The 25,172-nt window shown below is 70.4% G+C and carries 19 protein-coding genes; 7 read left to right on the top strand and 12 right to left on the bottom strand.

Annotated elements, in window-relative coordinates; genetic code table 11:
• Positions 1-161: 161 nt before the first annotated feature.
• Positions 162-695: a hypothetical protein gene (locus WMF34_RS05380; RefSeq protein WP_437992621.1), complete on the bottom strand. Its 534-nt coding sequence runs from the start codon at positions 693-695 to the stop codon at positions 162-164.
• 250 nt (positions 696-945) lie between these two features.
• On the opposite strand from WMF34_RS05380, the gene WMF34_RS05375 reads away from it, so the two are divergent.
• Positions 946-2,700, top strand: coding sequence for a hypothetical protein (locus WMF34_RS05375; protein WP_437992620.1), 1,755 nt, complete (start codon positions 946-948; stop codon positions 2,698-2,700).
• Between the two features lie 11 nt (positions 2,701-2,711).
• Positions 2,712-4,286 carry a hypothetical protein gene (locus tag WMF34_RS05370; RefSeq protein ID WP_437992619.1) on the top strand — a complete coding sequence of 525 codons (1,575 nt, stop codon included), beginning with the start codon at positions 2,712-2,714 and terminating at the stop codon, positions 4,284-4,286.
• A 75-nt stretch (positions 4,287-4,361) separates the two neighbouring features.
• Here WMF34_RS05370 and WMF34_RS05365 read toward each other — a convergent pair whose 3' ends face one another.
• A complete protein-coding gene (locus tag WMF34_RS05365) occupies positions 4,362-5,078 on the bottom strand; it encodes a type IV pili methyl-accepting chemotaxis transducer N-terminal domain-containing protein (RefSeq protein ID WP_437992618.1) in 717 nt (238 codons plus the stop codon).
• Positions 5,079-5,362: 284 nt separating this feature from the next.
• Between WMF34_RS05365 and WMF34_RS05360 the strand changes: the two genes are divergently transcribed.
• The gene (locus tag WMF34_RS05360; RefSeq protein ID WP_437992617.1) at positions 5,363-7,162 is read left to right on the top strand and encodes a serine/threonine protein kinase; all 1,800 of its coding nucleotides are present in this window, start codon (positions 5,363-5,365) and stop codon (positions 7,160-7,162) included.
• Positions 7,163-7,187: 25 nt separating this feature from the next.
• Here WMF34_RS05360 and WMF34_RS05355 read toward each other — a convergent pair whose 3' ends face one another.
• Positions 7,188-7,982, bottom strand: coding sequence for an alpha/beta fold hydrolase (locus WMF34_RS05355; RefSeq protein ID WP_437992616.1), 795 nt, complete (start codon positions 7,980-7,982; stop codon positions 7,188-7,190).
• A 199-nt stretch (positions 7,983-8,181) separates the two neighbouring features.
• On the bottom strand, positions 8,182-8,868 hold the full coding sequence (locus WMF34_RS05350; protein ID WP_437992615.1) for a YqiA/YcfP family alpha/beta fold hydrolase: 687 nt from the start codon (positions 8,866-8,868) through the stop codon (positions 8,182-8,184).
• A gap of 45 nt (positions 8,869-8,913) precedes the next feature.
• Between WMF34_RS05350 and WMF34_RS05345 the strand changes: the two genes are divergently transcribed.
• Together WMF34_RS05345 and WMF34_RS05340 are read left to right on the top strand one after the other, a co-directional pair.
• On the top strand, positions 8,914-9,405 hold the full coding sequence (locus WMF34_RS05345) for a GNAT family N-acetyltransferase (protein ID WP_012233644.1): 492 nt from the start codon (positions 8,914-8,916) through the stop codon (positions 9,403-9,405).
• Between the two features lie 323 nt (positions 9,406-9,728).
• Positions 9,729-11,015, top strand: a complete 1,287-nt coding sequence (locus tag WMF34_RS05340) for an MFS transporter (protein ID WP_012233643.1) — start codon at positions 9,729-9,731, stop codon at positions 11,013-11,015.
• A gap of 161 nt (positions 11,016-11,176) precedes the next feature.
• Here WMF34_RS05340 and WMF34_RS05335 read toward each other — a convergent pair whose 3' ends face one another.
• Positions 11,177-12,796 (bottom strand): aspartate:alanine exchanger family transporter, encoded by a 1,620-nt coding sequence (locus tag WMF34_RS05335; protein WP_437992614.1) that lies wholly within the window; start codon positions 12,794-12,796, stop codon positions 11,177-11,179.
• A 297-nt stretch (positions 12,797-13,093) separates the two neighbouring features.
• Between WMF34_RS05335 and WMF34_RS05330 the strand changes: the two genes are divergently transcribed.
• Positions 13,094-13,489 (top strand): PAS domain-containing protein, encoded by a 396-nt coding sequence (locus tag WMF34_RS05330; RefSeq protein ID WP_437992613.1) that lies wholly within the window; start codon positions 13,094-13,096, stop codon positions 13,487-13,489.
• A 39-nt stretch (positions 13,490-13,528) separates the two neighbouring features.
• Here the strand turns inward: WMF34_RS05330 and WMF34_RS05325 are convergent, their stop codons facing one another.
• The 6 genes from WMF34_RS05325 to WMF34_RS05300 form a co-directional block, all read right to left on the bottom strand.
• Positions 13,529-14,830 carry an ABC transporter permease gene (locus WMF34_RS05325; protein WP_437992612.1) on the bottom strand — a complete coding sequence of 434 codons (1,302 nt, stop codon included), beginning with the start codon at positions 14,828-14,830 and terminating at the stop codon, positions 13,529-13,531.
• Positions 14,773-15,999, bottom strand: coding sequence for an ABC transporter permease (locus WMF34_RS05320; RefSeq protein WP_437992611.1), 1,227 nt, complete (start codon positions 15,997-15,999; stop codon positions 14,773-14,775). Before WMF34_RS05320 ends, WMF34_RS05325 begins: the two co-directional genes overlap by 58 nt.
• Positions 15,996-17,117, bottom strand: a complete 1,122-nt coding sequence (locus WMF34_RS05315) for an efflux RND transporter periplasmic adaptor subunit (RefSeq protein ID WP_012233638.1) — start codon at positions 17,115-17,117, stop codon at positions 15,996-15,998. Before WMF34_RS05315 ends, WMF34_RS05320 begins: the two co-directional genes overlap by 4 nt.
• Entirely contained in the window at positions 17,114-17,908 is a 795-nt protein-coding gene (locus tag WMF34_RS05310) for an ABC transporter ATP-binding protein (RefSeq protein WP_437992610.1), read from the bottom strand. The genes WMF34_RS05315 and WMF34_RS05310 overlap by 4 nt, the downstream gene beginning before the upstream one ends.
• Positions 17,909-18,145: 237 nt before the next feature.
• Positions 18,146-19,345 (bottom strand): glycoside hydrolase family 88/105 protein, encoded by a 1,200-nt coding sequence (locus WMF34_RS05305; protein WP_437992609.1) that lies wholly within the window; start codon positions 19,343-19,345, stop codon positions 18,146-18,148.
• 25 nt (positions 19,346-19,370) lie between these two features.
• A complete protein-coding gene (locus WMF34_RS05300; protein ID WP_437992608.1) occupies positions 19,371-21,623 on the bottom strand; it encodes a heparinase II/III domain-containing protein in 2,253 nt (750 codons plus the stop codon).
• Between the two features lie 533 nt (positions 21,624-22,156).
• Here WMF34_RS05300 and WMF34_RS05295 point away from each other — a divergent pair.
• Positions 22,157-22,474 carry a hypothetical protein gene (locus WMF34_RS05295; protein WP_012233634.1) on the top strand — a complete coding sequence of 106 codons (318 nt, stop codon included), beginning with the start codon at positions 22,157-22,159 and terminating at the stop codon, positions 22,472-22,474.
• Between the two features lie 34 nt (positions 22,475-22,508).
• Here the strand turns inward: WMF34_RS05295 and WMF34_RS05290 are convergent, their stop codons facing one another.
• Positions 22,509-25,166, bottom strand: a complete 2,658-nt coding sequence (locus WMF34_RS05290; protein WP_437992607.1) for a hypothetical protein — start codon at positions 25,164-25,166, stop codon at positions 22,509-22,511.
• Positions 25,167-25,172 lie beyond the last annotated feature (6 nt).

The following is a 25,172-nucleotide window of genomic DNA, read 5'->3' as shown; positions in this document are numbered from 1 at the left end:
GAACCATCATCGGCTCTCGGCACGCCATGAGCCATCCATCAGGAAAAGCGCACCACAACGATTCGAGGACGTGAGGGCGAATCGCCGCGCTCGCCGGTCGCGCCGGACCGGACCTGCCATCGCATGCTCGATGTGAGCAGCGGCTCGGTGGGCAGGGCTCTTCACTCCAGCACGATGCCCACGCTCTTCGTGCCCTCGTATCCGTCGCCGCGCACGGTCACCGTGAGCCCCAGCTTCTGCCCTTCGAGGGTCTCGCGGTCCCACGCGAAAGGGTGGTAGAACGCGCCGTCCGAGACCAGGAAAGGACCGGTCTTGATGAACTGGACGTTGAACTGCGCGGCGGCGAGCCCGCGGGGATCGTCGGCGAGCGGGCCCTCGAACTCGTTCGCGAGGCGCACCACATGGCACGTCTCCTCTGCGTCGCCGGGCAGAGCCTCCGCCTGGACCCAGGGCGTGATCATCATCGAGCCCTGATTGCCGAGGATCAGTCGCACGCTGGCGCCGTCGGCGTAGGGCACGAACGTCCCGGACGACGCGTCGCCGATGTCGACGGCGCGGGTCTCGGTGAAGTCTTCGCCGAACAGCGCGGGACAATCGCTGGCTTCCGCGGGGATCGACGGCTCAGCGTCGACAGGGCCACACCCGGAGAGGGACGCGAGGAGAGAGAAGGCGGGCAGTAGCAGGCAGGATCGCATCGCGCGCGCAGAGCTCCGAAGAAAGCCGGGACGAGCCGGGCAGGAGAGACGCCGGCTCGCGGCGGTGCGAGGGCGATGGGGTGCTGTAGCACGCCGGCAGGGGCCGGCCGCGACGCGACGGCGCTCCCCCGACGCCCGCGGCGAGTGGCACGCGCGCTGCTATCGGCTCGCCGCGATGCTGAACTCATCACGGCGAAACGCCGGCGGCCCCGCAGATGCCCTGACGTTGGTGTCGCGGTCACGACAATCTGTGTCGCCTCGATTCGCGGTCCTCCGCCACCCCCTCTTCCTTGGCGCCCTGGCGCTCCTGGTGGTCAACGACCACCTCCTGAAAGGGGCCGGGCTCTTGCCAGGCGCCCTCACCGGCAAGCTCAGCGACCTCGCCGGCCTCGTGGTCGCCCCCGTCCTCGCAGCGGCGCTCGTGGACGCGCGCACGTCGCGCGGGCGGGCGCTGGCGTTCGCGGCGGTGGTCGCGCCGTTCGCGGCGATCAAGCTCTCGGCCGCTGCCGCGCAGCTCCTCGTGGGGCTCGTGGGGCTCGCGGGGATCACGTGGCGTATCTGGCAAGATCCGACGGACCTGGCCGCGCTCGTGGTCCTCGTCCCGGCATGGCGCCTCTCGGCGCGCGCTGCTTCCAGCCGGGAGCTCTCGGCCCGGAGCGCCGGCGAAGGCTCGCGCACCGCCTGGGTGCTCGAGCGCGCGATCCTCGGGGCGTCCGCCGTCGCCTGCGTCGCGACCGGCACCCCCGCCCCCGAGGGTTATTCCACGGACGCCTATCTCATCAATGCCACGTCCGGGATCGTGGACGTTCGCGTGCGCTGGGTGGACGCGTCGATCGATTGCTCTGCCGTCATCTCCGGCGATCCGACACGCATGTTCGGGCCGAGCGCGTTCAACCTCGGGATCACGTACCGGCTGGACCCGCAGGACACGCTCCCGCTCAACCGAGCCGTGGCCCACCTCGCCGCAGGCAATTTCGAGGAGACGGTGCCGGCCTCGGAAGAGCCTTGCGAGGTGGTGCTGCTCGAAACGGATGGAATGCGGCCTGTGATGGCATGGTGGTCCGACCTGCGATTCGTCCTGATTCCGCAGAACGTGAACGGCAACAGCGATTTCTGGGAGGACACGGAGATGCTGGCGGGGCGCGTCGCGCTGAAGCCGAACACGGTGGTGGCGCCCGGACAGGTGAAGCAGGGCGCGCTGCAGACGAACGTCGTGCCCTCGGCGTGCGCTGGCGCGCATCAATCGTCCTTCCAGTGGGCCGGCCCCTGGTCGAAGCAGGTGGTCGGCGAGATCGCGAACATCGATGCACTGTCGGACGGCTGCATCGAATTGACCATGAACTACCCGCGGCTCGGCCCCGGCGATGGCTCGGGGGGCGCCGGCGGCGTCGGCACAGGCGGCGCGGGTGCTGGCGGAGCCGGCGGCAGCGGCAGCGGCGCCGGCGGCGCAGGTGCTGGCGGCGCGGGTGCTGGCGGAGCTGGCGGCAGCGGCGCTGGCGGCGCGGGTGCTGGCGGAGCTGGCGGCAGCGGCGGCGAAGGTGGAATGGGCACCGGCGGCGAGGACGGCGGCGAGCCGGACCCGAGCGTCACCTCTCTGACTCACTATCTGTGCATTCCGATCGAAGACTTCCCGTTCTCGGCGGGCGAAACGGTAGAATGGTTCGACAAGGGCGACCACCTCGAGGTCTCGGCCATCGACTCGACGAAGCGGCTCGAGGTCTATCACAACGTCGTCGAGCTCCAGCTCGCGGACCTCGCCGCCTCGATCGAGGCGACCGGGTGCGAGGGCGACCGGCTGAGCTGCGGCGCCTACGTCACCGACGCGGTGGTGGCGGTGCAGAGCGGCGGCGAGAAGACCCTGCTGGGCCCCGGAGACGCCCTCGAAGGGCCGGATTTCCGCGCGCGGGTCGGCCGCGCCGAGCGCGTGCTCGCCGGGCGTGACGAGTGCGACGCGGGGTACCAGACGCCCAGCGCGTCCGCGGACCTGTTGATTGTTTACGAATGAGGAGAGGTCATATGTCGTCGAAGATGAAGCTGGTCTCACTCGGCCTCTGCGCCGCCGCCGTCGGTTGCGGCACCGACGGCAGCGAGGGCGCGGGCAGCGACGTCCCCGCAGGCTCGGTCAACGTGGCCCAGGGCGGGGCACAGGACATCTCGCAGTTCCGCGCGCTCGTGAAGGCGGGGAAGGTGCCCGCGCTCGACACGCTGGATCCGGTCGGGTTCTTCGCCGAGCACGCGATCGACCTGCCCGACGCCGACTGCGGCAAGGACGTCTGCGTTCACCCGTTCCTCGCCGTGGCGCCGCGCTTCAACGAGGGCAACTGGACGATGGCCTTCGTCGCGATGAACACCGCGGTCGACCCTTCGAGCCTGGACAGGCCGCCGGTCCACCTGGCGATCGCCGTCGAGAACAGCCGCTTCGCCGGCATCGATGAGAGCGCGCTGGACGCGGGGATGGGAGGGCTGCTCGAAAGCCTCCGCCCCGAGGACCGCGTCAGCGTCATCCGCTATGGCGAGAGGGTCGAGCGCCGCGCCTTCCTCGCAGCGCCAGAGTCGGCGGAGCTCGCGCGCCTCATCGCCGACGAGCGCCTCGGCGGCGGCGCCGGCGAGCTCGTCGGCCTCTACGAGGGGATCGCCGCCGCCGAGAAGGCGTTCGACGAGGGCGACGCGGCGGGCTTCGAGGGCGCGCACCGCGTGCTCCTGCTCACGAGCGGGCACGCGACCAGCGGTATCACCGACCCCGACCGCATCCTCGGGCTGGGCGAGGCGCTGGTGGAGAACGGCACGGCGTTCGGCGTGATCGGCGTGGGCGAGAGCTTCCTGGTGAAGATCCCGTCGGCGCTGGGCTCGATGGGCGCGGGCACGTACGCCTACGCGCTGAGCCCGGGCGACCTCGGCGGCCTGCTCTCGGAGGAGGGGAAGACCACGCTCTTCCCGCTGGCAACGGACTTCAGCCTGGAGGTGACCCCGTCCGCCGGCTACAAGGTGGGGCGCATCTACGGGGCGAAGCGGGCGACCGCCAGCGCCGCGGGGGCGGCCCTGGAGATGCCGGCGCTGTTCATCGGCCAGCGCGACGGCGCGACCGACGTGGGCGGCAGCCGCCGCGGCGGCGGTGGTGGTCTGTTCGTCGAGCTCCTCGCCGACGCGTCCCTCGCCGACGACATCGGGCCGGACAAGGCGGCCTTCCAGGTGACGGCAGGCTGGACCTCGGCGAAGGACGGAGCCGGACAGAACGTCGACACCACGCTGCTCAACGCGCTGCCTCCCGGGCAGAACCCCGAATCGAGGTGGTGGAACATCTCCGACGGCGGCTCGGGCAAGCCGTACATGATGCTGAACATGTACCTGGCGCTGCGCGGCGCGCTCGACTTCTACCAGGCGGGCGACTGCCGGCGCTCGCTCGGGGTCATCGAGATGATGAAGCCGTCGGTCGGAGGGTGGCTCGGGAAGTACTCGGACACGGACATCCAGGACGACAACAACCTGATGTTGATGTTGCGACAGAACATCGAGGAGGCCTGTCGTGCATCGCAGTCGTCCACGGAGCCCACGCCGCCCTTCGACTTCGACGGCGGCTGCGGCTGGCTGTGACCGCCACCCTCCCCCCCGGAACGTCGCTCGGCGGCGGCGAGGGTCGGACGGGCGGTCACGGAGAGCCGATGAGCGTCACGGCTGTCCGATACCAGCGATCGCCCGGAGCGCCTGGACGGTGTTGTCGAGGTGCCCCCTGGCCTGGGCGAGGTGGCTGATCGTCCTTCGGATCTCGCGCACCGCCGGGCGGAAGATATAGAGCCCTTCGAGGAAGAGGACCCCCAGGGTCACACACAGCAGGATCAGCTCGACGAGGCGGAGCCGCTCGATCCGCGCGGTCGCCTCGTGAGCATACTGAGAGACGACCCGGTCCATCCCGCTCAGGAAGCCCGGCTCCGCGGCGAGGATCGCGGCGACGATCGGCTGGATGGCGGCCGCCTCCACCGGCTTTTCGCCGCCGGCGCCGACCGCGGCGAGCAGATCCTTCCCGTCCCGGAGCATGCTCTGGTGCAGCGGCTCGATCGCCTGGAACATGCGGGTCACCTCCGGCGTGTTCTTCCCCGGCAATCCCATCCCCGGATCGCCTTGCTGGAGCGCGCGATGCGACCGCTCCCAGAGCGCCATGGCCTGCGCCAGCTCGTCGGCGCGGCCCTTGCGCTCGGCGGGGTCGGTGGTCACCTGGAACGTGAGCGCGGCCTTGCTGAGCCGCTGGCTGAGCATTCGCTGGCGCCCGGCCACGTTGACGACGTGCGCGTCGCTCGTCTGCTGGTTCAACGCGTGCTGCACGAGGAGCTGCGCCACGACCGACAAGAGCGCCACGGCGCCGAGCGCGCTGACGTACAGGCGCGTCAACCGGCGGGTCGGTGCCAGGAGCTCAGAGGAAACCTGCGCCATTGTTCTCTCTCCGTGGGCGAGGAGAGAGACATTACCCGAGCATCGGAACGAATTCGTATCGCTCATGTTTCCGCAGAGCGCTTCGCGCGCGCCGCCTCGCGCTCCGCCGTTTCAGGCGGACGCGCTCAAATAAGCTGACCTCTCATGACCGCTCCATGGTAAGACTCGCCTGAGAGCGCTCCTCATGAGGCCCCTTTGCGCTGGCCTTGCCGTAGCGTCCACTGGAACCAGGAGAATGTCTCATGCAAGAGCGTACCGCGATGGCCGCGGGCGGCGCGCCGTCGAGCGCAGCCGGAAACGCACCTGAGCTCTTGCCGAAACAGTTCGGCAAATACACGCTCCTGTCGAAGCTCTCGGCGGGGGGCATGGCGGAGATCTTCCTCGCGCTGCATCGCTCGTCCTTCGGCTTCGAGAAGCTCGTGGTGATCAAGCGCATCCTGCCCTCGATGAACCAGGATCCGTCGCTCATCGACATGCTGCTCCACGAGGCGCGCATCGCGGCGACGCTCTCGCATCCCAACATCGTCCAGACGTTCGACGCCGGGCAGGTGGACAGGACGTATTTCATCGCGATGGAGCACATCCACGGCGAGGACGTCGGCACGATCGTGCGCGAGGCGGCGGAGCGCGACCCGGGAGGGATCCCGCTCGAGCACGCGCTCAGCATCATCCTCGGCGTCTGCGCGGGGCTCGCGTACATCCACGACAAGCGCGGCCTCGACGGTGCGCCGCTCGGCATCGTCCACAGGGACATCTCGCCGCGCAACGTGGTCGTGAGCTACACGGGCGACGTGAAGATCGTCGACTTCGGCATCGCGCGGAGCGAGCTCGGCGACGTCGAAGAGCAGAGAGAGAACGTGCTGATGGGCAAGTTCGCCTACATGGCCCCGGAGCACGTGGCGGGGGATCGCATCGACCATCGCGCGGACATCTTCGCCGCCGGCGTGGTCCTGTTCGAGATGACGACGGGCAGACGGCTGTTCAAGGGAGGGACCCAGATGCGGACGCTCCTCCAGATCCACGGCTCGGAGTACCCCCTCCCGAGCGCGATCAAGCCCGGCTACCCGAAGGGGCTGGAGAAGATCGTCCTGCGCGCGCTCGAGAAGCGGCGCGAGGATCGCTACCAGTCTGCCCGCGAGATGCACGCCGCGATCGAGGAGCTCATCCGCGACGAGCGCATCCCCGCCTCGCCCATGGGCCTCACGGCATGGATGGAGTCGCTCTTCCGGGACAAGCTCGCACGCCACAAGGAGGCGCTCCTCGGCGTCAGGCAGCTCATCGACGTGATCGCGGCGCAGCAGCAGCGCTGGTCGCTGGAGATGAGCGGCGGCGCGACCGTCTCCCAGAGCGGCGTCCCGACGAGCACGAGCCCGACGAGCTTGAGCAGCCCGCCGCCGCTCGCGGGCAAGGGAGGTGTTGCGGCGTTCATCCCGGCCGCCAGCGCGCTCGCGCTCGTGCCAGGGTTCCTCTACATGCAGGGGCAGCTCTCGGAGCGGCACGCCGAGTTCATGACGATGGTCCACGACGCCCAGGCGAGCCGCCAGGAGCCGCCCGCGCCGGTCGAGGCGAAGGGCTCGCTGGAGGTCACGAGCAAGCCGGAGGGCTGCACGTTATGGGTGAACGGCGAGCGCCACCCCGTCGCCACGCCGGCCAAGCTCCACGGGCTTCCGCTCGGGCGCGAGCTCCACATCAAGCTTACGAGGGACGGATACAAGCCGTACCGCACGGCCGTGAAGCTGAGCGACGAGGCGCGCTTCAAGGAGATCGTGGCCGATCTGGACAGGCTCACGGCGACGGTCGTGCTCTGGGTCGATCCGCCGGCCAACGTCGTCGTCGACGGGAAGCTCTGGAAGGGCAATCGCACCAGGATCGAGGGGCTCACGGTGGGCGAGGCACACCGCTTCGTGCTGTCCGCTCCCGGGCATGCCTCCAAGACGCTGATGGTCAACGTGGAGCCGGGAGAGACGAAGACGCTGAACGTCCGGCTTCCGAAGCTCGGCGCGCAAGCGCCGGCGGAGGAGCGCGCCGAGGGCGCGCAGTGACGCCGCGCGGCGCGCGTCTCCCTCGTTATGCCCGGATCATTTGCTGCTCGCCCGGATCATCGCGCAGGAACGCCATCGCCGCGCGGGCGAACGGCTCCTTCCACTCGCCGAAGATGGGGCCGTGTCCGCCGTTTGGAACGATCCACAGGCAGGAGCGCGGGATGGAGCGGTACAGCTCCAGGGCGATCTCGGCCGGGTAGAGGGGATCGCGGTCGCCGCTCACGATCATCGTGCGCGCCGTGATGGTCGACAGGTGGGGGGGCGTGAAGCTCATGTCGTCGTGGCTGGCCGCGAAGCGGCGCGGCTGATTCCACAGCGCGCGGATCTGCGCGTCGCCGAGCGCGTGGCGGCTCCTCATGTCCCGCCATTCCTCCTCCGAGCGGCCCTCGTCGGAGACGAGGCGCATGATCGCCCTGGCCTGCTCGGGGAAGTACGGTGTCGCGGACACGAGGACCATCGACTCTACGCGGTCCGGCTGCTGCGTGGCCAGGTGCAGGAGGCACTTGGCGCCGAAGCTGAGGCCGATGGCCCGGAACGCCTTCACCCCCAGGTGGTCGAGCAGGGCGAACACGTCGGAGGCGCACTGACGGATGGTCAGCGAGCCAGCCGGGTTGGTCGACCGGCCGTGGCCGCGCAGATCGGGGGCAATGACCGTGTGTCCACACCCGAGCTCCGCGAGGTCGAACACGTGAGCCCAGTCCCTGCTCCCTCCGGTGAAGCCGTGGAGCAGCACGAGCGGCGGCCCTTCGCCGCGGAGCTCGTAATACATCTCGATGTCGTTGATGGGCGCGGTGCGCCCCGTGGCCGTCGCTGTCGCCATTCGCTCCTCCGATCGCTCGACCGCGGCCGATCCGCGGCCGGTCGCACACGATCTGTAAGCGGCGCGCTTCGCTCTTGATAGCTGTGCCCTTCTCGCATAGAATGCCAGTCGGCTGTTGAGGGGACGGCCAACCGGCGTATCGAGCTGAACGCGCTGAACAGACGCTCAGCGCCCGCGGTCCTGGCGGCACGGGTGTTCGTCAGCCGCCGACGAAATGGCGCAGGAAATCGTCCGCCTCGCGGAGGATGCGCGGGATCGAGGCGACGAGCTCGTGGCCGTCGTCCACCTCGATGAGCCGGACATGCGGCTTCCCCGCGGCGAACGTCCGCGAGAGCGCGATGTCCACCACCTCGTCGCTCCGGCCGTGGACGATCAGCGTGGGCACACGCACGTCCGGCCAGCCCCCCGAGCGCTCATCCACCTCGGCCGCGTCGGCGGCGAAGCCGAAGTCCACCCGGGCTCGCTTCTTCTCCGCGTAGTCGTCGACCTCGAGCCACCCCTGCTCCTCCCACGCCCGGAAGCCCTCCTCGCCCAGCCGCAGCCGCCATCGCTCCATGATCCGGAACGCGGGCGCGAGCAGCACCAGCGCGCACACCCGCGCGTCCTCCTCGGCGACGCGGCACGCGGTGAGGCCGCCGAGGCTCGATCCCATCACCACCGCCCGGTCGCGCTCTCCGCCGATCGCCTGCTTCACGTCGCCGATCATCGCGCTCAGGCGCAGCCGCTCGAGCGAGGGCACCCGCAGGTCGAGCCGCTCGACGGCGACCCCGCGCCCCTCGAAGTGCGCGGCGATCCGGACGCCCTTGGTCGAGCTCGGGCCCGAGGCGAAGCCGTGCAGGTACAGCCAGCGCGGGCCGGCGGCGGAGGGCGGCGTCGTCATGGTCATGCAGGCGGAGAGCCTACTCCCTCCACCGCGGCGCGACGATGCGGTATGACGCGCCCGAGAGACGCCATGATCCGCCCCGCCACCGCCGCCGACATTCCCACCATCGCCCGCCTCATCCGGATGCTCGCCGAGTACGAGCGGCTCGCGCACGAGGTCACCTTCGACGAGAGAGAGCTCGAAGCGCACCTCTTCGGCCCGAGGCCGGCAGCCGAGGTCGTCCTGGCAGAAGCGGAGGGGACCCCGGTGGGATTCGCCCTCTTCTTCCAGAGCTTCTCCACCTTCCTCGGCAAGCCCGGGATCTACCTCGAGGACCTCTTCGTGCTCCCGGAGCACCGCGGAGGTGGCCATGGCAAGGCCCTGCTCGTGCACCTCGCGAAGCTCGCGGTGGAGCGCGGCTGCGGGCGCTTCGAGTGGTCCGTGCTCGACTGGAACGAGCCGGCGCTCGGCTTCTACCGGAAGCTCGGCGCCAAGCCGATGGACGAGTGGACCGTCCACCGCGTCACCGGCGAGGCGCTCGCCCGGCTCGCGCAGGGCTGACGCGCTCGCCACGGGCGTTGCTCGTGGCGGCGCAGCCGAGCACCACCGGCTGCTGCTGGAGCAGCAGCGACCGCGACCTCTCGGCGCGCTCGCGGCCCGATCGCGCCCGAGGCGCGCCTCCCCGACGACCACCGCGAGCGCGGGGATCTTGGTACGGATGTTGCGATTCATGACCCGTGGCGAATTGCGAATCGCCCATCGCACACGACGCGTGTGCTGATAACGGCGGCGCGACTCCTGGACTCGGTCGCGACATGCCCTACTGCTCATCGTGGTCGAGCGAGAGTCCACAACGCCCCACCAGGGCCGCCGCAGGCGCAGAGATGTCTTCCAACAACCTCACCGGGCTCGGCGTGCTGCGCCACCGGAGCTTCGCGTTCTACCTCGCGGCGAGGCTGCTCTCCGCGGTCGCGGTGCAGATCCAGAGCGTCGCGATCGGCTGGCAGGTCTACGCGCTGACCGGCGATGTCTTCGATCTGGGCCTCATCGGCCTCGCCCAGTTCGCGCCCTTCTTCGCGCTGATCCTCTTCGCCGGCCAGGCGGCGGATCGGTTCGACCGGCGCCGCATCATCACGGTCGGCCTCGCCGTGGAGCTGCTCTGCTCCCTCCTGCTGCTCGCGTTCACGGTGTCCGGCCTGACGGTGGTGTGGCCCGTGTTCGCGGTGCTCGTGCTGTTCGGCAGCGCGCGCGCCTTCATGATGCCGGCGCAGCAGGCGATCCTGATGAACCTGGTGCCGCAGGACAGCTTCAGCAAGGCGGTCGCGCTCAGCTCATCGAGCTTTCATGTCGCGGTCATCGTCGGGCCGACGCTCGGCGGGCTCCTCTACCTCGCCGGGTCGAAGATCGTGTATTCGACCGTCGGGGCGCTGCTCCTCGTCTCTCTCGTGCTCATGAGCCTCGTGCGCGCGACCCGGCAGGCGAGGCGCGCCGAGCCGACGTCGTGGAGCGCGGTGCTGGAGGGGCTGCGCTTCGTCTGGTCGAAGCCGGCGGTGCTCGGCGCGATCTCGCTCGACCTGTTCGCGGTGCTGTTCGGCGGCGCGGTCGCGCTCCTGCCCGCGTATGCGCGCGACGTGCTCCACGCCGGCCCGACCGGCCTCGGCCTGCTCCGCACGGCGCCGGCCGCGGGCGCCGCGATCACCGCCGGCGTCCTCGCCTTCCGGCCGATCACGCGCCAGGTGGGCCGCTGGATGTTCGGCGGCGTCGCGGTGTTCGGGCTCGCCACCATCGCCCTCGGGCAGACCCGGAGCTTCACCGTCGCGCTCATCGCCCTGTTCCTCGTCGGCGCAGGCGACATGGTGAGCGTCTATATCCGCCACATCCTCGTGCAGTTCGAGACGCCCGACTCCATCCGAGGGCGGGTGAGCGCGGTCAACGCGGTGTTCATCGGCGCCTCCAACGAGCTCGGCGAGTTCGAGTCCGGCCTCACCGCCAGCTGGTTCGGCCTGCTCCCCGCCATCCTCCTCGGCGGCAGCGCCACCGTCGTGGTCGCCGCGCTGTGGGCCCTCGGCTTCCCCGTGCTCAGCCGCATGGACCGCTTCCCGCACGCGAAGCGAGATCCCGAGCAGAGCGCGGGCGGCGGCGGAACGACCGAGGCCGCCGCGACGACGTGAGGCGGACAACCCCCACTCTTAGAGAAGAATAATTGAACAGGGAGGCGGGGAGACGGGGAGATGGCTGGGGTTCAACTCCCCGTCTCCCCGCCTCCCTGTGAATCTTTCTACGTCGCGACCCGGTGCGCCGCGCGCTGACGACGCGTCGTCGGGGGACGACCTCAGGCCAGCACGGCGAGCAGCTGCGCAATGAGGATCTTGCCGATCATCGCCAGCGGATACACCAGCGCGTACGCGACGTACGTCTCCTCGGAGCGCTGGGACAGCTCGAAGGCCGCCGCCAGCGTGGCCGGCTGGGTCTGCACGCCGCTCGCGCCTCCGAGCGCCGCCACGACGCCCGCCCCGCCCCAGCGCCGCATCAGGACCAACGCCAGCGCGCTCGTCGTCACGGTGACGCAGGCGCCTATCGCGAGGATGGCCAGGCCCTCCCGGTTCATCAGCCCCGCGAGCTTGCCCCCCGCGTTCACGCCGACCCCCGCCAGGAACAGGAGCAGCCCGATCTCTCGCAGGCTCAGGTTCGCCTCGTACGGCAGCGCCCACATCAGCTTGCCGGTCCGCCCCAGGCGACCGAAGATCAGGGCGGCCACGAGCGGCCCTCCGGCGGTCCCCAGCGTGATGGACGTCCCGAAGAGAGGGATGGGCACCCGCGCCAACAGCAGGCCGACGCAGAGGCCCACCGCCAGCGCGACGTAATCGACATCGATCTCGCGCTCCGAGTCGCCGAGGAAACGGCTGAGCTCGCCCAGGCGCTCGACGGGCGCCACGACGCGAAGGCGGTCCCCCAGCTCCAGGCGGAGCTCGTCGGAGGGGATCAAGTCGAGGTCGCCCCGGCGCAGGCGCGTCACCTGGGCGTTGAATCGACGCGCGAGGTCGAGCTCGCCCAGCGTGAGCCCGACGAACTCGCGCTTCGAGACGAGGACCCGGCGCATGTCGACCCTGTCGCGGCGCAGCTCCAGACGCTCGCTCGCGACCCTCCCGAAGAACTCGATGGCGGATTGAATCGACGCCAGGGTGCCGACCACCGTAATCACGTCACCCGCGTGAAGCACCGTATACTTGTTCGGGACCGAGTCGACCTCACCACGCCGGAGGCGGGAGACCACGACCCCGAACTCGTCGCGCACGCGCAGCTCCCCGATCGAATGTCCCAGCACGCGGGGGTTCGTGACCTCGACGCTCCTCGACTCGATCGCGGCGCGCGACGCGGCTTGCCGCGCGACCTCGCCGGCGAGCTCGTCGCGGCGCCACTTCGCGAAGCCACGTCCGAGCAGGAGCGCCCCCAGCACACCCGCCGGGTAGGTCAGCGAGTAGGCGAGCGCGGGGATCGCCTCGAGCGCGGTGCCGGAGAGCCGGCTGCTGACGGCGCCGAGCGCCGGTGTATTGGTCAGGGCCCCGCAGAACAGGCCGGCGATCTGCGCGCGGTTCAACCCGAAGAGCCAGCCCGCGACACACGCGAGCAGCGCCCCCCAGGCGAGCGCCGCGGCGCACGCCAGGTTCATCCCCAGACCGCGGCTGCGCCACGCGGCGAAGAAGCCGGGACCGCTGGAGAGGCCGACACAGTACACGAACAGCAGCAGGCCGAGCTCCTTGATCTGCGGCGCCAGCTCCAGCTCTCCCAGAGGGTGCAGCCAGGCGCTGAGCCCCAAGCCCGCGAACAGGACGCCGGCCATCCCGAGCCGCAAGCCGCGATATTCCAGCCGGCCGAGCCCCAGCCCGAGCAGGATGACGGTGAAGAGCAGGAGCAGCTCTTCTCTCGCAAGGAGCTCGTACAGGCCGCTCATCGTGTTCCTCTACCGCGGTTTCCGCCCCCCCTCTGCACCATCCAGAGCAGAGCGGCAACAGAGCGCCGGTCTCCCGCGAGGCGCCGCCCGCGAGACCGCGGCTTCACGTCGGATCGTGCGCGAGCTCCCACCGCGCCGGGCTCCGCCACGCGAGCGCGCGGGAAGGGCGACTCGACCCCGGGCGGCCCCCTCCCCTGCCCGACGGCCCGATGCGGTCGCGCCGGATTGTCGCGCTCCGCGGCGTCCCCTACCCTGGCGAGCGTCTGTCGGGGGCAGCGCACGTCGGGAGGTTCTTGGATGGGTTCGGAGGAGCGGTCCACAGCCGGTGAGTTCGAGTTCGATATCGGGGTGTTCAACCTGGATGAACGCGGCCTGGACGCGCAGCCCTTCGGGATCATCCGGCTGGATCGCGAGGGCACGGTGCTCTCCTACAACCTCTACGAGGAGCGTCAGGCGCGCCGGAATCGGCAGGACGTGATAGGGAAAAACTTCTTCACCGACATCGCGCCCTGCAGCCGGGTGAAGGAGTTCCACGGCCGCTTCCTGGCCGGGGTCGAGCAGCGCGAGCTCAAGGCCACCTTCGGCTTCGTGTTCCACTTCCCTCACAAGACACGGCACGTCGACGTCTCGCTGTTCTACAAAGCGGCCGCGCGACAGCAGGACGATGCGGTCTGGGTGTTCATCCGAGGTTGACCGGCGTGGACCGCGCCGGCGTCGCGCCGCCGGCCGGCGCTACTCCGAGCGGAGCGCCTCGATCGGGTCGAGCCGCGAGGCGCGCCAGGCCGGGTAGAAGCCGAAGACCACGCCGATCGTGACCGAGAGGCCGAGGCCGAGGAAGAGCGACCAGGGCTCGACCTGGAACGCCCAGCGGCCGACCATCCGCGCGAGCAGCGCGCTGGCGAGCCAGGAGAGGGCGAGCCCCGAGAGCACGCCGAGCACGCCGCCGAGCAGCGAGACGGCCGCCGCCTCGCACAGGAACTGCAGCAGGATCGCGCGCGGCGATGCCCCGACCGCGCGGCGGATGCCGATCTCGCGCGTCCGCTCGGTCACCGTCACCAGCATGATGTTCATGATGTTGATGCCGCCCACGATCAGCGCGACGACGCCGGTGCTGAGCAGCAGCATCTTGATGATGTCGAGGACGAGCCGCTCCTGGCCGTGGCTGTCCTCGTCCTCGATCCTGAAGTTCTTGACCCCGTGATGGCGGCGCTGGAGCGTCGCGTCGATGACGCCGCGGAGCGCGGCGAGCGGGGTCCGGACGGTGACGAGCGGATCCTGCCGGACGTACAGGCGGTCGGTCCTGTGCGACGGCGCGTAGAGCGCGTCGTAGGTGGTCTCCGGGACGAGGACCTTGCGGTTCCAGATGTTCGTGTCGTCCGTGGAGCCGAGGATCGGCCGGTCCTGGAGCACGCCGACGACCGTCCACACGTGGCCGTCGGCCGTCATGTGGAGGGGCTCGGCCTGCGCGGCCCGCGCCGGAGGGCCGCCGAAGAGCTCGGCCCAGACCTCGTGGCCGACGACGCACACGCGCCGCCGCGCCGCGAGATCCGCCTCGACGAGGAAGCGGCCCGCCGCGAGCTCCAGGTCGTAGAGGGCCGGCGCCGCCGGCACGGCGCTGACGAGGGAGATCCGCTTCTTCTTGCCGCCGGCGCGGGCCTCGGCCGGGCGCACCGACTCGCTCAGGGCCGAGGCGCCGCCGAGGGCGCGCGAGGCGGCGAGCGCGCGGGCGTCGTCCCGCGAGAGATCGCGCCGGGTGCGGCGCCTGTCGCCGACGCTCACCTCCGCGGGGTGGACCTGGATGAGGTCGGCCTCCACGGCCTGCTGGCTCGCCCGGAGGAGCGCCTCCTCGCCGCCCGCGAGCAGCGAGGCGAGCAGCACGATCGAGCCGGTGCCGATGATGATGCCGAGCAGCGTGAGCGCGGCGCGGGTCCGGTCGGCGACCACGGCGCGCGTCGAGTGGAGGAGATCGTCGAGCCTCATCGCCGCATCGCCGCCACGGGATCGAGCCGCCCCGCGCGCTGGGCCGGCAGCCACCCGAAGATCACGCCCACGCCGGAGGAGACGAGCAGCGCCGCGACGACGGCCGGCATGGAGACCGCGCCGATCCAGCTCGGCGTGAAGCGGCGGATGACCGCCGAGGCGAGCTCGGCCGCGGCGGCGCCGCCGGCGACCCCGAGCAGGCCGCCGAAGCCCGAGAGCAGCGCCGCCTCGGCCAGGAACTGCGCGCTGATGTCGCGCGGCGACGCCCCGAGCGCCTTGCGGATGCCGATCTCGCGCACGCGCTCGGACACGCTCACGAGCATCATGTTCATCACGCCCACGCCGCCGATGAGCAGCGCGACGCCCGCGATGAGGCCGACGATCGCCTTCATCGTGGCGAACATGGCCTCGAATTTCTGCATGATGCTGCTGAAATCGAGGAGGGTGAAGTCGTCGACGCCGTGGTGGCGGTCGACGAGGAGCGCGTTGACGATGCGCTTCACCGGGTCGTTGTTGCGGACGTCATCGGTCTTGATGACGAGCAGCGCCGAGGTGCTCACCGCCTTCTCGACGTCCGCCGCCGTGTCGAGGGGGGCGACGAGCAGGTCGACCCAGCTGAAGCCGAAGTTGACGCCCATCCGATCGGCGTCGGCCAGCACGCCGATGACCCGGCAGCGCAGGGCCCCGACCGTCACCCACCGGCCGATCGGGTCGCCGCGCCAGAGCCGCGCCGCGAGCTTCGGGCCGGCGACGCAGACCCGGGCCCGGCGGCGGTCCTCCTCGTCGGAGAACGTCCGGCCGCGCGCGATGGGCATCCGGAAGGCGGCGAGGAAGCCGCTGTCGGCCGCGATGAAGTCGGTGCGATCCTCCTTGCCCTCGTCGGAGGTGACGTCGCGCGAGCCGAGCATGGCGTACATGGTGTGCTCGGCGACGTGGGGGACGCCGCGCGCGAGCCGATCGCGATCCCGGCGGGTGAAGCCAGTGACGTACATCGTCTTCTTCCGCTCGGCGCGCTCTGGCGCCTTCGGGGCGACGAGGATGAGCCGCGCCCCGCCGAGCTGCTCGATGCCGTGGCCCAGCGTGAGCAGGCCGCCCTCCGCGAGCGAGGTCATGAGCACGATGGCGAAGGCGCCCAGGGTGATGCTGAGGACGGTCAGGAGCGACCGCAGCTTGTGCGCCGAGAGGGCCTTCGCGGCGATCGCGAGGTAGGCGGACCACCTCACATCTTCGTCTCGTTCGCGGCCGCCGAGGGCGGGTTGATGAGCACGCGGGCCCCCTCCGGGACGCCGTTCACGATCTCGACGTCGCGATCGTTGCGCGCGCCGAGCGCGACCTCGACCTTCTCGGTCGTCTGCTTGCCGTCGGGGCCGTCGACGACGCGCGTGACGAGCTGCTTGCCGCCCTCGTCGGCGACGGCCTCGATGGGCAGGGAGACCACGCCCGGCCTGCTGTCGAGCCGGATGCGCACGTCGGCGGTCATGCCGGGCTTGATGAGGCCGTCGATCTGGGTGAGCTCGGCCTCGACCGGGAAGACGTCGACCTCGCGGCCCTCGAGCTTCACCGAGGCGGGCGCGATCTTGGTGACCCTGGCGGCGTACGTCTTGCCGGGCAGGGCGTCGAGCGTCAGGGTCGCCGTCTGGCCGAGCGCGACCTTGGCCACGTCGATCTGGTTGAGGTCGACCTTCACCACGAGCGTCGAGAGATCGGCCACGGTGAGCAGCGCCTTGCCGTTGAAGGTCGACTGCACCCCCGGCGTGACGACCTCGCCGGGCTCGATGTTGCGCTGGATGACGGTGCCGTCGAGGGGCGAGGCGATCTTCGTGTACCGGAGCTGATCCCTAGCGGCGCTGAGCGCGACCTCGGCGAGCCGGATGGCGACGGTCTTCTCGGTGAGGTCGTGCTTGGCCGTGTCGAGCTCCTGCGCGGGGACGACGCTGGCCTCGACGCCGGCGGTCCGCTGCGCGACCACGCGCTTGGCGAAGCCCGCGGCGGCCCTGGCCCGGGCGAGCTCGGCCTCGGCGCGGGCGACCTCGCGCTCGTAGTCGGTCGGGTCGAGCACGAGCAGCAGCTGGCCCTTCTGGACCCGGGCGCCCTCGTCCGCGAGCACCTCGGCGACCTGGCCCGCGACCTTGGACTTGAGCTCGACCTGCTCGCGGGCCTCGATGCGCCCGGTCTCGAGGATCTCGACGGCGAGGTCGCCGCGCTTCGCGGTCACGACGAGCGCGGGATCGATGGGCGCGGGGCCGCCGCCGGCCTTCGCGAGGACGACGGCGCCGCCCCCGGCGAGCGCCAGCGCCCCGACGAGCCACGGCCAGAGGCGCCGCCGACGCCGGGCGCTCACGAGAGGCCTCCAGGAGGCGACGACGACGGTCCAGGAGGCGACGACGACGGTTCAGGAGGCGACGACGACGGTCCAGGAACCGGCGGCGGGACGTCCACGCGCCGGCCGCGAGGGCCGGTGTCCTCGACGATGGCGCCGTCCCTGAAGGTGACGACGCGCGTGGCGTAGTCGGCGATCGAGCGGTCGTGGGTCACGACGACGACCGTCATCCCCTGCGCGTGCAGCGCGCAGAAGAGCTCCATGACCTGCCCGGTGGTGGCGGAGTCGAGCGCGCCGGTCGGCTCGTCCGCGAGGAGGAGCGGCGGCTCGTTGACGATCGCGCGGGCGATCGCCACGCGCTGCTGCTGGCCGCCGGACAGCTGGTTCGGCAGGTGGTGCGCCCGGTCCTCGAGGCCGACGCGCGCGAGCGCCCGCGCGGCCCGCGCCCGCCGGTCGGCCGGCCGGACGCCGGCGTAGACCATGGGCAGCTCGACGTTCGCGAGGGCGGTGTCGCGCGGAAGGAGGTTGAACGACTGGAAGACGAACCCGATCTTGCGGTTGCGGAGCTGCGCCAGCTCGACCTCGTCGAGCTCCTCGACCGGCTCGTCGTCGAGGAGGTAACGGCCGCCGGTGGGGCGGTCGAGCGTGCCGATCACGTTCAGGGTCGTCGATTTGCCCGACCCCGAGGCGCCCATGATGGCGACCATCTCGCCCCGCGAGAGCTCCAGCGAGACGCCGCGGAGCGCCTGCACCTCCACCTCGCCCATCCAGTAGACCTTGGTGATCGCGTCGAGCTTCACGAGTGCAGACATGAGGGTCCTCGGCGGTGGCCTGCGCGCCGTCCGCGGGACGGCCGCGACCCGCGCGAGCCCGGTTCGCCTGACCCGCGCGTGACGCACCAGGGTGCGCCGCTCTCGTCGCTCGGGCCATCGCGCAGCGAAGGCCGGCGGACGCGCTGAGGCGTAGGCGAAGCGCAGCAGCAAGGCAACCGCGGCGCAGGAGCGCGGCGGTCGCGCGCCGAGGCCACGGCGAGCGTGGCGCTGGCAGCGCTACAGCCCGGACGTTTCGACGAGCGCCAGGATCACGGCCCCGACGCCGTACGAGAGGTCGTCGCGGAGCTCGACCGCCGCGTAATCCTCGAGCTTTCCCACCGTCGTGGGCCCGGAGATTCCGGTCACCACCGGCCGCCCAGCGGCGTCCTCCTCGATGCGCGAGCGCACGCCTGCCATGGCGCGGTCGATCGCGGGGCGCACCGAGGCGTCGAGGAAGCCGTGGCGCAACCCGCGCGCGAGCCCGACGGCGAAGAGGGCCGTCGCGCTCGTCTCCAGGTAGATCTCGCCCGGGCGGTTCATGATCGTCCACCACAGGCCGCTGTCCTGGTCCTGCGCGCCCAGGACCGCCGCGACCTGCCGCTCGAGCGCCCCGGCCACGGCGCCGTCACGCTCGCCGCGCGCCGCGCGCACGCGGAGGTACTCGTAGCCGGCCGCGGTGACCCAGGCGTTGCCGCGCGCCCAGTACACGCCCGGATCCTGCGGCGCCGCCCAGTCGTACGCGTGCCGGAAGAGCCCGGGCTCGTCCTGGAGGAGCGACGCGAAGATCTGGAATTGATTCGAGAATTCGTCGAGCGGGCGCGCCTCGCCCGAGCGCTCGCCGGCGCGGACGAGCACGTTGCCGAACATGAACAGCGAGTCGACCCAGAGGGTGGGCTCGAACAGCGGCGACACGCCGAGGTGGTTGATGCCGCCCTGCTCCGTCCGGCGGGCCTCCTCGTAGAGGTAGCGGAGCACGTCATCGACGACCTTCGCATAGGGAGCCGCGCACGTTTCCTCGTGGAGCGCGAGCGCGGCCATGGCCGGCGGGCAGCGGTCGCTGGTCGTGATCTCGTAGCCGTACTCGAGGTGGCGGTCGATATAGCGCCGGTAGTAGTCCCGGTAGGGGGAGTGCTGCGTGACGCGGTACAGCTCGACCAGCGAGAGCATGACCGTGCCCTCGCCCCAGTCCCACGAGAGCGACTCCGCCGGGTGCTCGGCGATCCAGCGGTCCGCGATGGCGCGCGCCAGCGTGATGCTCTCCGAGTCGGGTGCGCGCTCGCGCGCGAACGCGTCCTCCGCCGACGGTGACGTCGGCGTGCACGCTACGCCGGAGCTGGCCGGCTGCCCGGCGCCCGGGTCCCCCGCGCACCCGCCGGCTGCGGCGGCACACGCGGCGGCAGCGACGAGCAGCGCGCGGAGGCGCGACGTGCGCGGCATGGGAAGGCGCGCTCTCGGCGGCATCTCACTCCTCCACGGCGAGGCTGGTGGTGTCGGGCGCGGTGACGCGGGGGCTCCCGTCGACGAGCACCCTGGTCCCCCGCGCCATCAGCGCGAACGGCCGCTCGCCCTCGATCCTCAGCACGACGAGCTCCGCGTCGGTCTCGAGGACCTGCCCCCCAGGCAGCGCCAGCGCCTCCGGGGCTCCCTTGCTCCGCAGCACAGCGACGTCGGTCCCTCCTTCGCTCTCGATCTGCCACGCGACGACGCCGGGCTCCGCCGCGATCGGCGCCGCCTGGAGCGGCGCGTCGGGGCCCGCGTCCACGCCGACCTTGTAGGGCAGGAGCACCGCCAGGAACCCCGGCGCCTCGGCCTGCACGGCTGCGTCGATGACGGCGTGGTCGGCGGCCTCGCGGTCCTCCTCGAACTCGTGGACGTGCGGCACGGTGAGCGGAGTGTACGGCGGCTCCACGACGGCGAGCCCCGGCGACGTCGACTGCACGCGCGCCTCGACGCCCGCCCGCGCCCGCTCCCAGCGGCCGCCGTCGGGGAGGAGCTCGAAGGTGCCGCCGGACGTGAGCCCCGCGTAGCCGTGCAGCCGCCACGCGTGCGCGCGGGCCGCCGGGTGCGACGTCGAGAGGCGGTCGCCGACCACGAAGTAGCGGCCGTCGATGAAGGCGACGGATCGCTCGACGTGCGTGTCCTGGTAGTCCTGGTGCGCCTCCGCGTAATCGACGGCGTCGCCGTCGTGGGTGTTCCGGAGGAAAGCGTCCGCATCGCCGAAATCGTTGAATAGGCCCTTGTCGGGGGCGGATCGGCCGTCGATCAGGATCACGTTGTGCGACGGCGACTGGCTGGTCTTGGCGTTGTCGAGCGAATCGGGCTTGTAGTAGCCGGCGTCGATCAACAGGTACTCTCCGTAGGCCGCGAGGGAGAACGACGTGCCGTCCACGTGGTCGTGGATCGCCTTCCGCGCCGAGCCGTGCTCCGCGAGGAGCAGGAGCCAGCGCGCGTCGTCGCCCCAGTCCGAGCGGAACACCGCGTGGCCGGTGTCGGGGAAGAAGCGCGTGAGGAAGCGCGGCGCCTCGGGGGCCACGGCGTCGTCGACGTAGAGCAGGTGATGGGCGATGAGGTCGGCGCCGAACTCCATGGCCTGGGGATCGCGGTTCTGCTCCCAGTCCCACAGGTACTCCCCGCTCCCGCCGAAGGAGGTGAGCAGCGGGCTCCCGTTGAACGGGGTGAAGACGCCGTCGTCGACCGGAGGCCGGCTGCCCCAGGGGAGGCGCAGCGAGAGCGACCAGTCGACGGCCTTCGTGAAGAGCCCGCCGCGCAGCGGCACCTCCAGCGCGCCCTGCTCGCCGTCGACACAGCCATGTCCGGCCCACGGGTCCTCGTCGGAGCGGGTACGGCAGTCGCGGGTGAAGGCCACCTCGCCCTCGAGCGCGTTGTCGAGGGCGATGAAGAACGCCGCCGTGGGGCCCCAGGCGAAGCCGGAGTAATACGGGCCCTCGGACGCCCCGCCGTCGGGCTGCACGTACTGGCCGTCCGGGCCCCAGAGGTAATCGAGCTCCGAGATCGACCAGTTCCACCAGGTCGCGGCCGCCGGGTGCTCGGGGAACGCGAGCGCCACATAACCGACCGCGTCGGCGGTCCGGATCGGGTGGTTGTTCTGCGCGGGGCGCAGCAGGAGATCTCGATAGAAATCCTGCTCGAGGTACTTGGCGAAGAACTGACCGGTGATGTCGGTGATCTTGCTCTCGGCCTGGGCGGACTCCTCGTCGGGGAACCACGGCGTGGCGCTCAGGAGGTCCCACGTGTTCGTGTACCCCATGAGGATCTTCGCCATCCGGATGTTCATGTCGAGGACCGTGTTCGTGTCCCAGTCGGTCTCCAGGCGGCGCAAGAACTCGCGCGCCTTGTCGGCCGCCGCCCGGTCCTCGAAGGCCCAGGCGAGGAGGGCATTCGCCTGCGCGGTCGAGGCGTTGTTGCCGTTCGTCTTGTGGTCCCATGAAGCGGGGTCGGGCTCCTCCTCGTAGGCGCGGTCGGCGCGGCGCTTCAGGGTGGCGAGGATCGAGGCGTAGGGCTCGCGATCGACGCGCGAGCGCAGGAGGTCGCGGTGCTCCGGGCGCGCGAGGAGCCGCGGATGAACGCCGGTATCCCGCGGCTGGCTCGGCCCGGCGGCGTCCGTGCCGCATCCCGCGGCCGCGAGCGCGGCGCACGCGAGCGCCGGAGCGAGGGTGTGAAGAGGGAGAGGAAAGCCGCGAGATCGTGATTTCATGGAAGGATGGGGCGAGGGCTCAGAGGGACGAGCTGGTGCGTGAGGCGCAGCGTATCAGCTCGCCCCGGCCTGGAGCCGCTCGAGTTCTCGCTGCCGTGGGGCCGATCACCACATGTCCACGATGGGCAGTCTCGGCAGCCGCCGACACGCCGGAAGATCCGACCAGAGCGGAGAGAACAACGCGGGTGACACGCGGTCGCGAGGGGAATGCGGGAGAGGAGGAGTCTTCTGTGAGCCCGCCAGGATCAGCCCGGCAGGCGCCCCGGGGAGCGTGGCGTGCGAGCTGAGCCGTGCGTGTTGCGATGGCCTGGCGCGCGCTGCGTCGAGCGCGCTCGCGGCCTTCTCCGCGTGAGGAGGCGCGATCGCGCAGGGTGGTGCGATCCTGCGCGGGCGTCTGCCTGCTCTTGCAGGACGCGACGAGCGGGGTGGAGCGACCGCGCCGCTCGCGCGGACCCCTCGACACAGGGGCTCCCCGCCGCGCGGTCTCCCGCTTGCATTGCCCGGCCCCGGTGGGGGGAGTCGAGGAGGTTGATATGGCGACCGAGCAGAAGCAGGGAGCGGGCGCGCAGGGGCAGCAGGGCGCTGGTCTACAGGAGGGCCGCAGCGAGAGCAGCGTGGTCCCGGACAAGGACTACAACCTGGTCAGCGTGCTCTACCATACGCTCAAGGGCGCGGAGACCCATTCACAGTACATCCAGGATGCGAAGAAGCAGGGTGATCAAGAGCTCGCCGCCTTCTTCAGCGAGGTCCGGCAGGAGGAGCTGCGGCTCGCGGAGCGCGCGAAGCACCTCCTCGGACAGCGGCTGAGCGGAGGGCGCCCGGGCCAGGGAGGGGCCCGCGCGAGCGCCTAGCGCCCACGCCGCTCCGAGCCGCCCTGACGGGTCCTCAATCGGCGATATACTGATTTCGGCCAACGAAATCGAGATACGGGTACAACGCCGAGCGCAGGTTATCCACCTGAACGCTCGAGTTGATACCGCCGATCTCCCAGCCGTTCCACTTGGACGGGTTCCTGGTCGTCGCGTTCAGGAACAGCGGCACCTCCAGCAAGGACTCCACGACGCCGGTCGTGGAGATCTTGTCGAAATCGACGAGGACCGGAGCGGTGTTGTCCGTCAGGTTCTTCACCCAGACACGCGCAGCCCCGAAGTCACCGCCCGCGACGCCGTCGATGTCGCGGCTCGGGTCGACCTGCACCTGAATGTCGTACCACTTGCCCGACGCCGGCGCGAAGTTGGTCGCCTTGTACAGCTCACCGCTGTCCCGCGACCCCCGGAGGCGCAGCTCCCCCTGCTCGAACTGGACAAGGAACCCGACGTAGTTGTTCGGGGTGAGGCCGTTGCTCGCGCTGGCGACCGTGTTGACAGGAGCGAAGTAGACCCCTGTGGTGCCGTACAGCTGGCCGGAGTAGACCGTCAGGTCGCTCGCGTCGTGGTCGGTCAGCTCGGTCTCCCACCAGGCGCTGGCCGCGCTCGATCCCGTCGGACGAACCGCGAGCGCGGAGGGATTACCGGTGCCGTACGGCGCAGAAGCCGTGAGCTGCCCCGGCCCGCCGGAGGCCGGACCCTTCCACACGAGCTGCGGAACGACCTGGCCGTCCATGGCGACGCCAGACTGATAATGGTCGAAATTGTCATTCATCTGCGGCACGTAGTACCCCATCGAGAGGTCATCCACCGCGTTGCCGTCGCCGTAGGCCGCCACGATGAACCCGTTGAAATTGGAGGGGTTCTTGTTCACGCCCATGAGGAGCGGCACAACCAGCACCCGCTCGGTCACGCCGGTCGTGTTGATGTTGTCGAAGACGACGCGCGTGAAGTCCTTCTGCCCGTCCGTCACATTGCGGACGTACAGCGAGCCAAGGCCGGTGCCCACGGTGGGGTTGACGACCATCTTCACCTCCAGCCATTTGCCCATCGTGGCGGGGATGTTGACGGCTTGATAGACATCTCCGCCGTCATAGCCGGAACGAAGGCGGAGCGCCCCCCAGGCCATGGAGACGGTCGGCCCCTGGTAGGCAGGGACTGCGTAGCCCGTCGGGCTCCCGCCGGCCACGTTGATCGGCTCGAACGCGACGCCTGAGATGGCATTGTAGAGGAAACCCGAGTAGACGACCTTGTCCGTGCTGTTGAAGCTCGGACCATCGAACGCGGACCAGGCTACCTTGCCGTTGTAGCCGCCCGTGGAGACGATGCTCTGCTCGGAGTCATTCCCGCTCCCCGGCGGCGAGCCGATCGCGAACTTGTCCGGGTTCGCCCCCGACCAGCTGTTCGCGCCTTGGTTGTTCATCGCGTTGCCGAAGACGTGCTGCTCGTAGTCCTCGCGATCCATGGTGCAGGCCTCATACTGAAGGCGCACGTGGTCGTGGTAAGCGACGTCCGGGGACTGGGAGGGCAACGCCGCCACATGAGACCAGTCGGCGTGCTGCGTCGTGGTGTTCATGTTGCTCACCAGCACATCGACGCGGCCCCCTCTCTGGACACCGGACCACTCGATGCCGGCGTTCTTGTTGGTCGCCAGGTTGAGGGTGCGCAGCTCGCCGTCCCGCGCGAACACGCCGTCCAGCGCCTGCCATGCGTCAGCCATGTCGGCAGTGAACGCGAGCGTCGCCGTGACGACGTTGCCATACGTCTGATAGTAGTAGGTGGTCGCCCCCGTCTGGTTGACGTTGACCTCCCACGTCCTGAACCCATTCGCCCCGCGGAGCCGGTAGTGCTGGACCTGCGCGATGTTGTCCGTCGGCAGGAGGACCTGCGACTGAGGCACACCATAGTTGGGCTTGTTGACGAAGTCCGCGATATAGGGGATCAACAAATCACCAGCAGGGAGGTGGCGCGCCGCCACGCTCACCGTCTCGATCCCCTGCCAGAAGATCGCGGAGATCTGGGTGGGCGCCGTTCCGCCGACATAAGGCACGCCATTGATCGAGGAGGCGATGTGCAACGCCGATTGGCTCGAGTTGTACGCCACCGGCATCGCGACGTTGATGCCTGACGTATAGTAGATATTCTCTCGATCGATCTTGAACTGCTCACCGACATTCCAGGGCCACGCGCCGGACGTATCGACGCTCATCCCAGGGTAGTAGCCATAGTTGCCCACGTACGCCCCTGAGATATCCGCGTCTGGGTCGGTTCGAACGCGGTCGACGTTGTCCAGGAGCAGATCGTATTGCGTCTGGGTGTCCCCCTCGATGTCCATCAACAGGTAATCGAGCGCATAGCCGTTGCTGCTGATCCAGTCGAGCGCAGGGTCCAGCGTCGCCAGGCCCCACCCCCTGGTCTCGAGCCCCGTGGGGACCCCGGCCAGGGTGTTGCTGATGATCACGTCGTCGTAGTCGCCCCGCTCTGCCCACCCCACCGCGGCGATGTCTCCCCCGTTCTGGACAATCTCGGGGTTGGTCGGCTCGAACGCCTGCCAGCTCGTGAAGTAGCCCTCGGCTTGCGCCATCGCGGTCGAGCCGCTCTCGAGCACGCCGAGCAGCGCGCCTCCCATCACGAGCACCCAATGCAGCGCTGTTCTGTTCTTACCGTGCGTTCGCATCTGAGA

Origin of the sequence: Sorangium sp. So ce145, from assembly GCF_051525985.1 — a bacterium.
In the GTDB taxonomy this organism is placed as follows: domain Bacteria; phylum Myxococcota_A; class Polyangia; order Polyangiales; family Polyangiaceae; genus Sorangium; species Sorangium cellulosum_B.
Note: the sequence above shows the minus strand (reverse complement) of the source record. Positions and strands in the feature narration are given on the sequence as shown.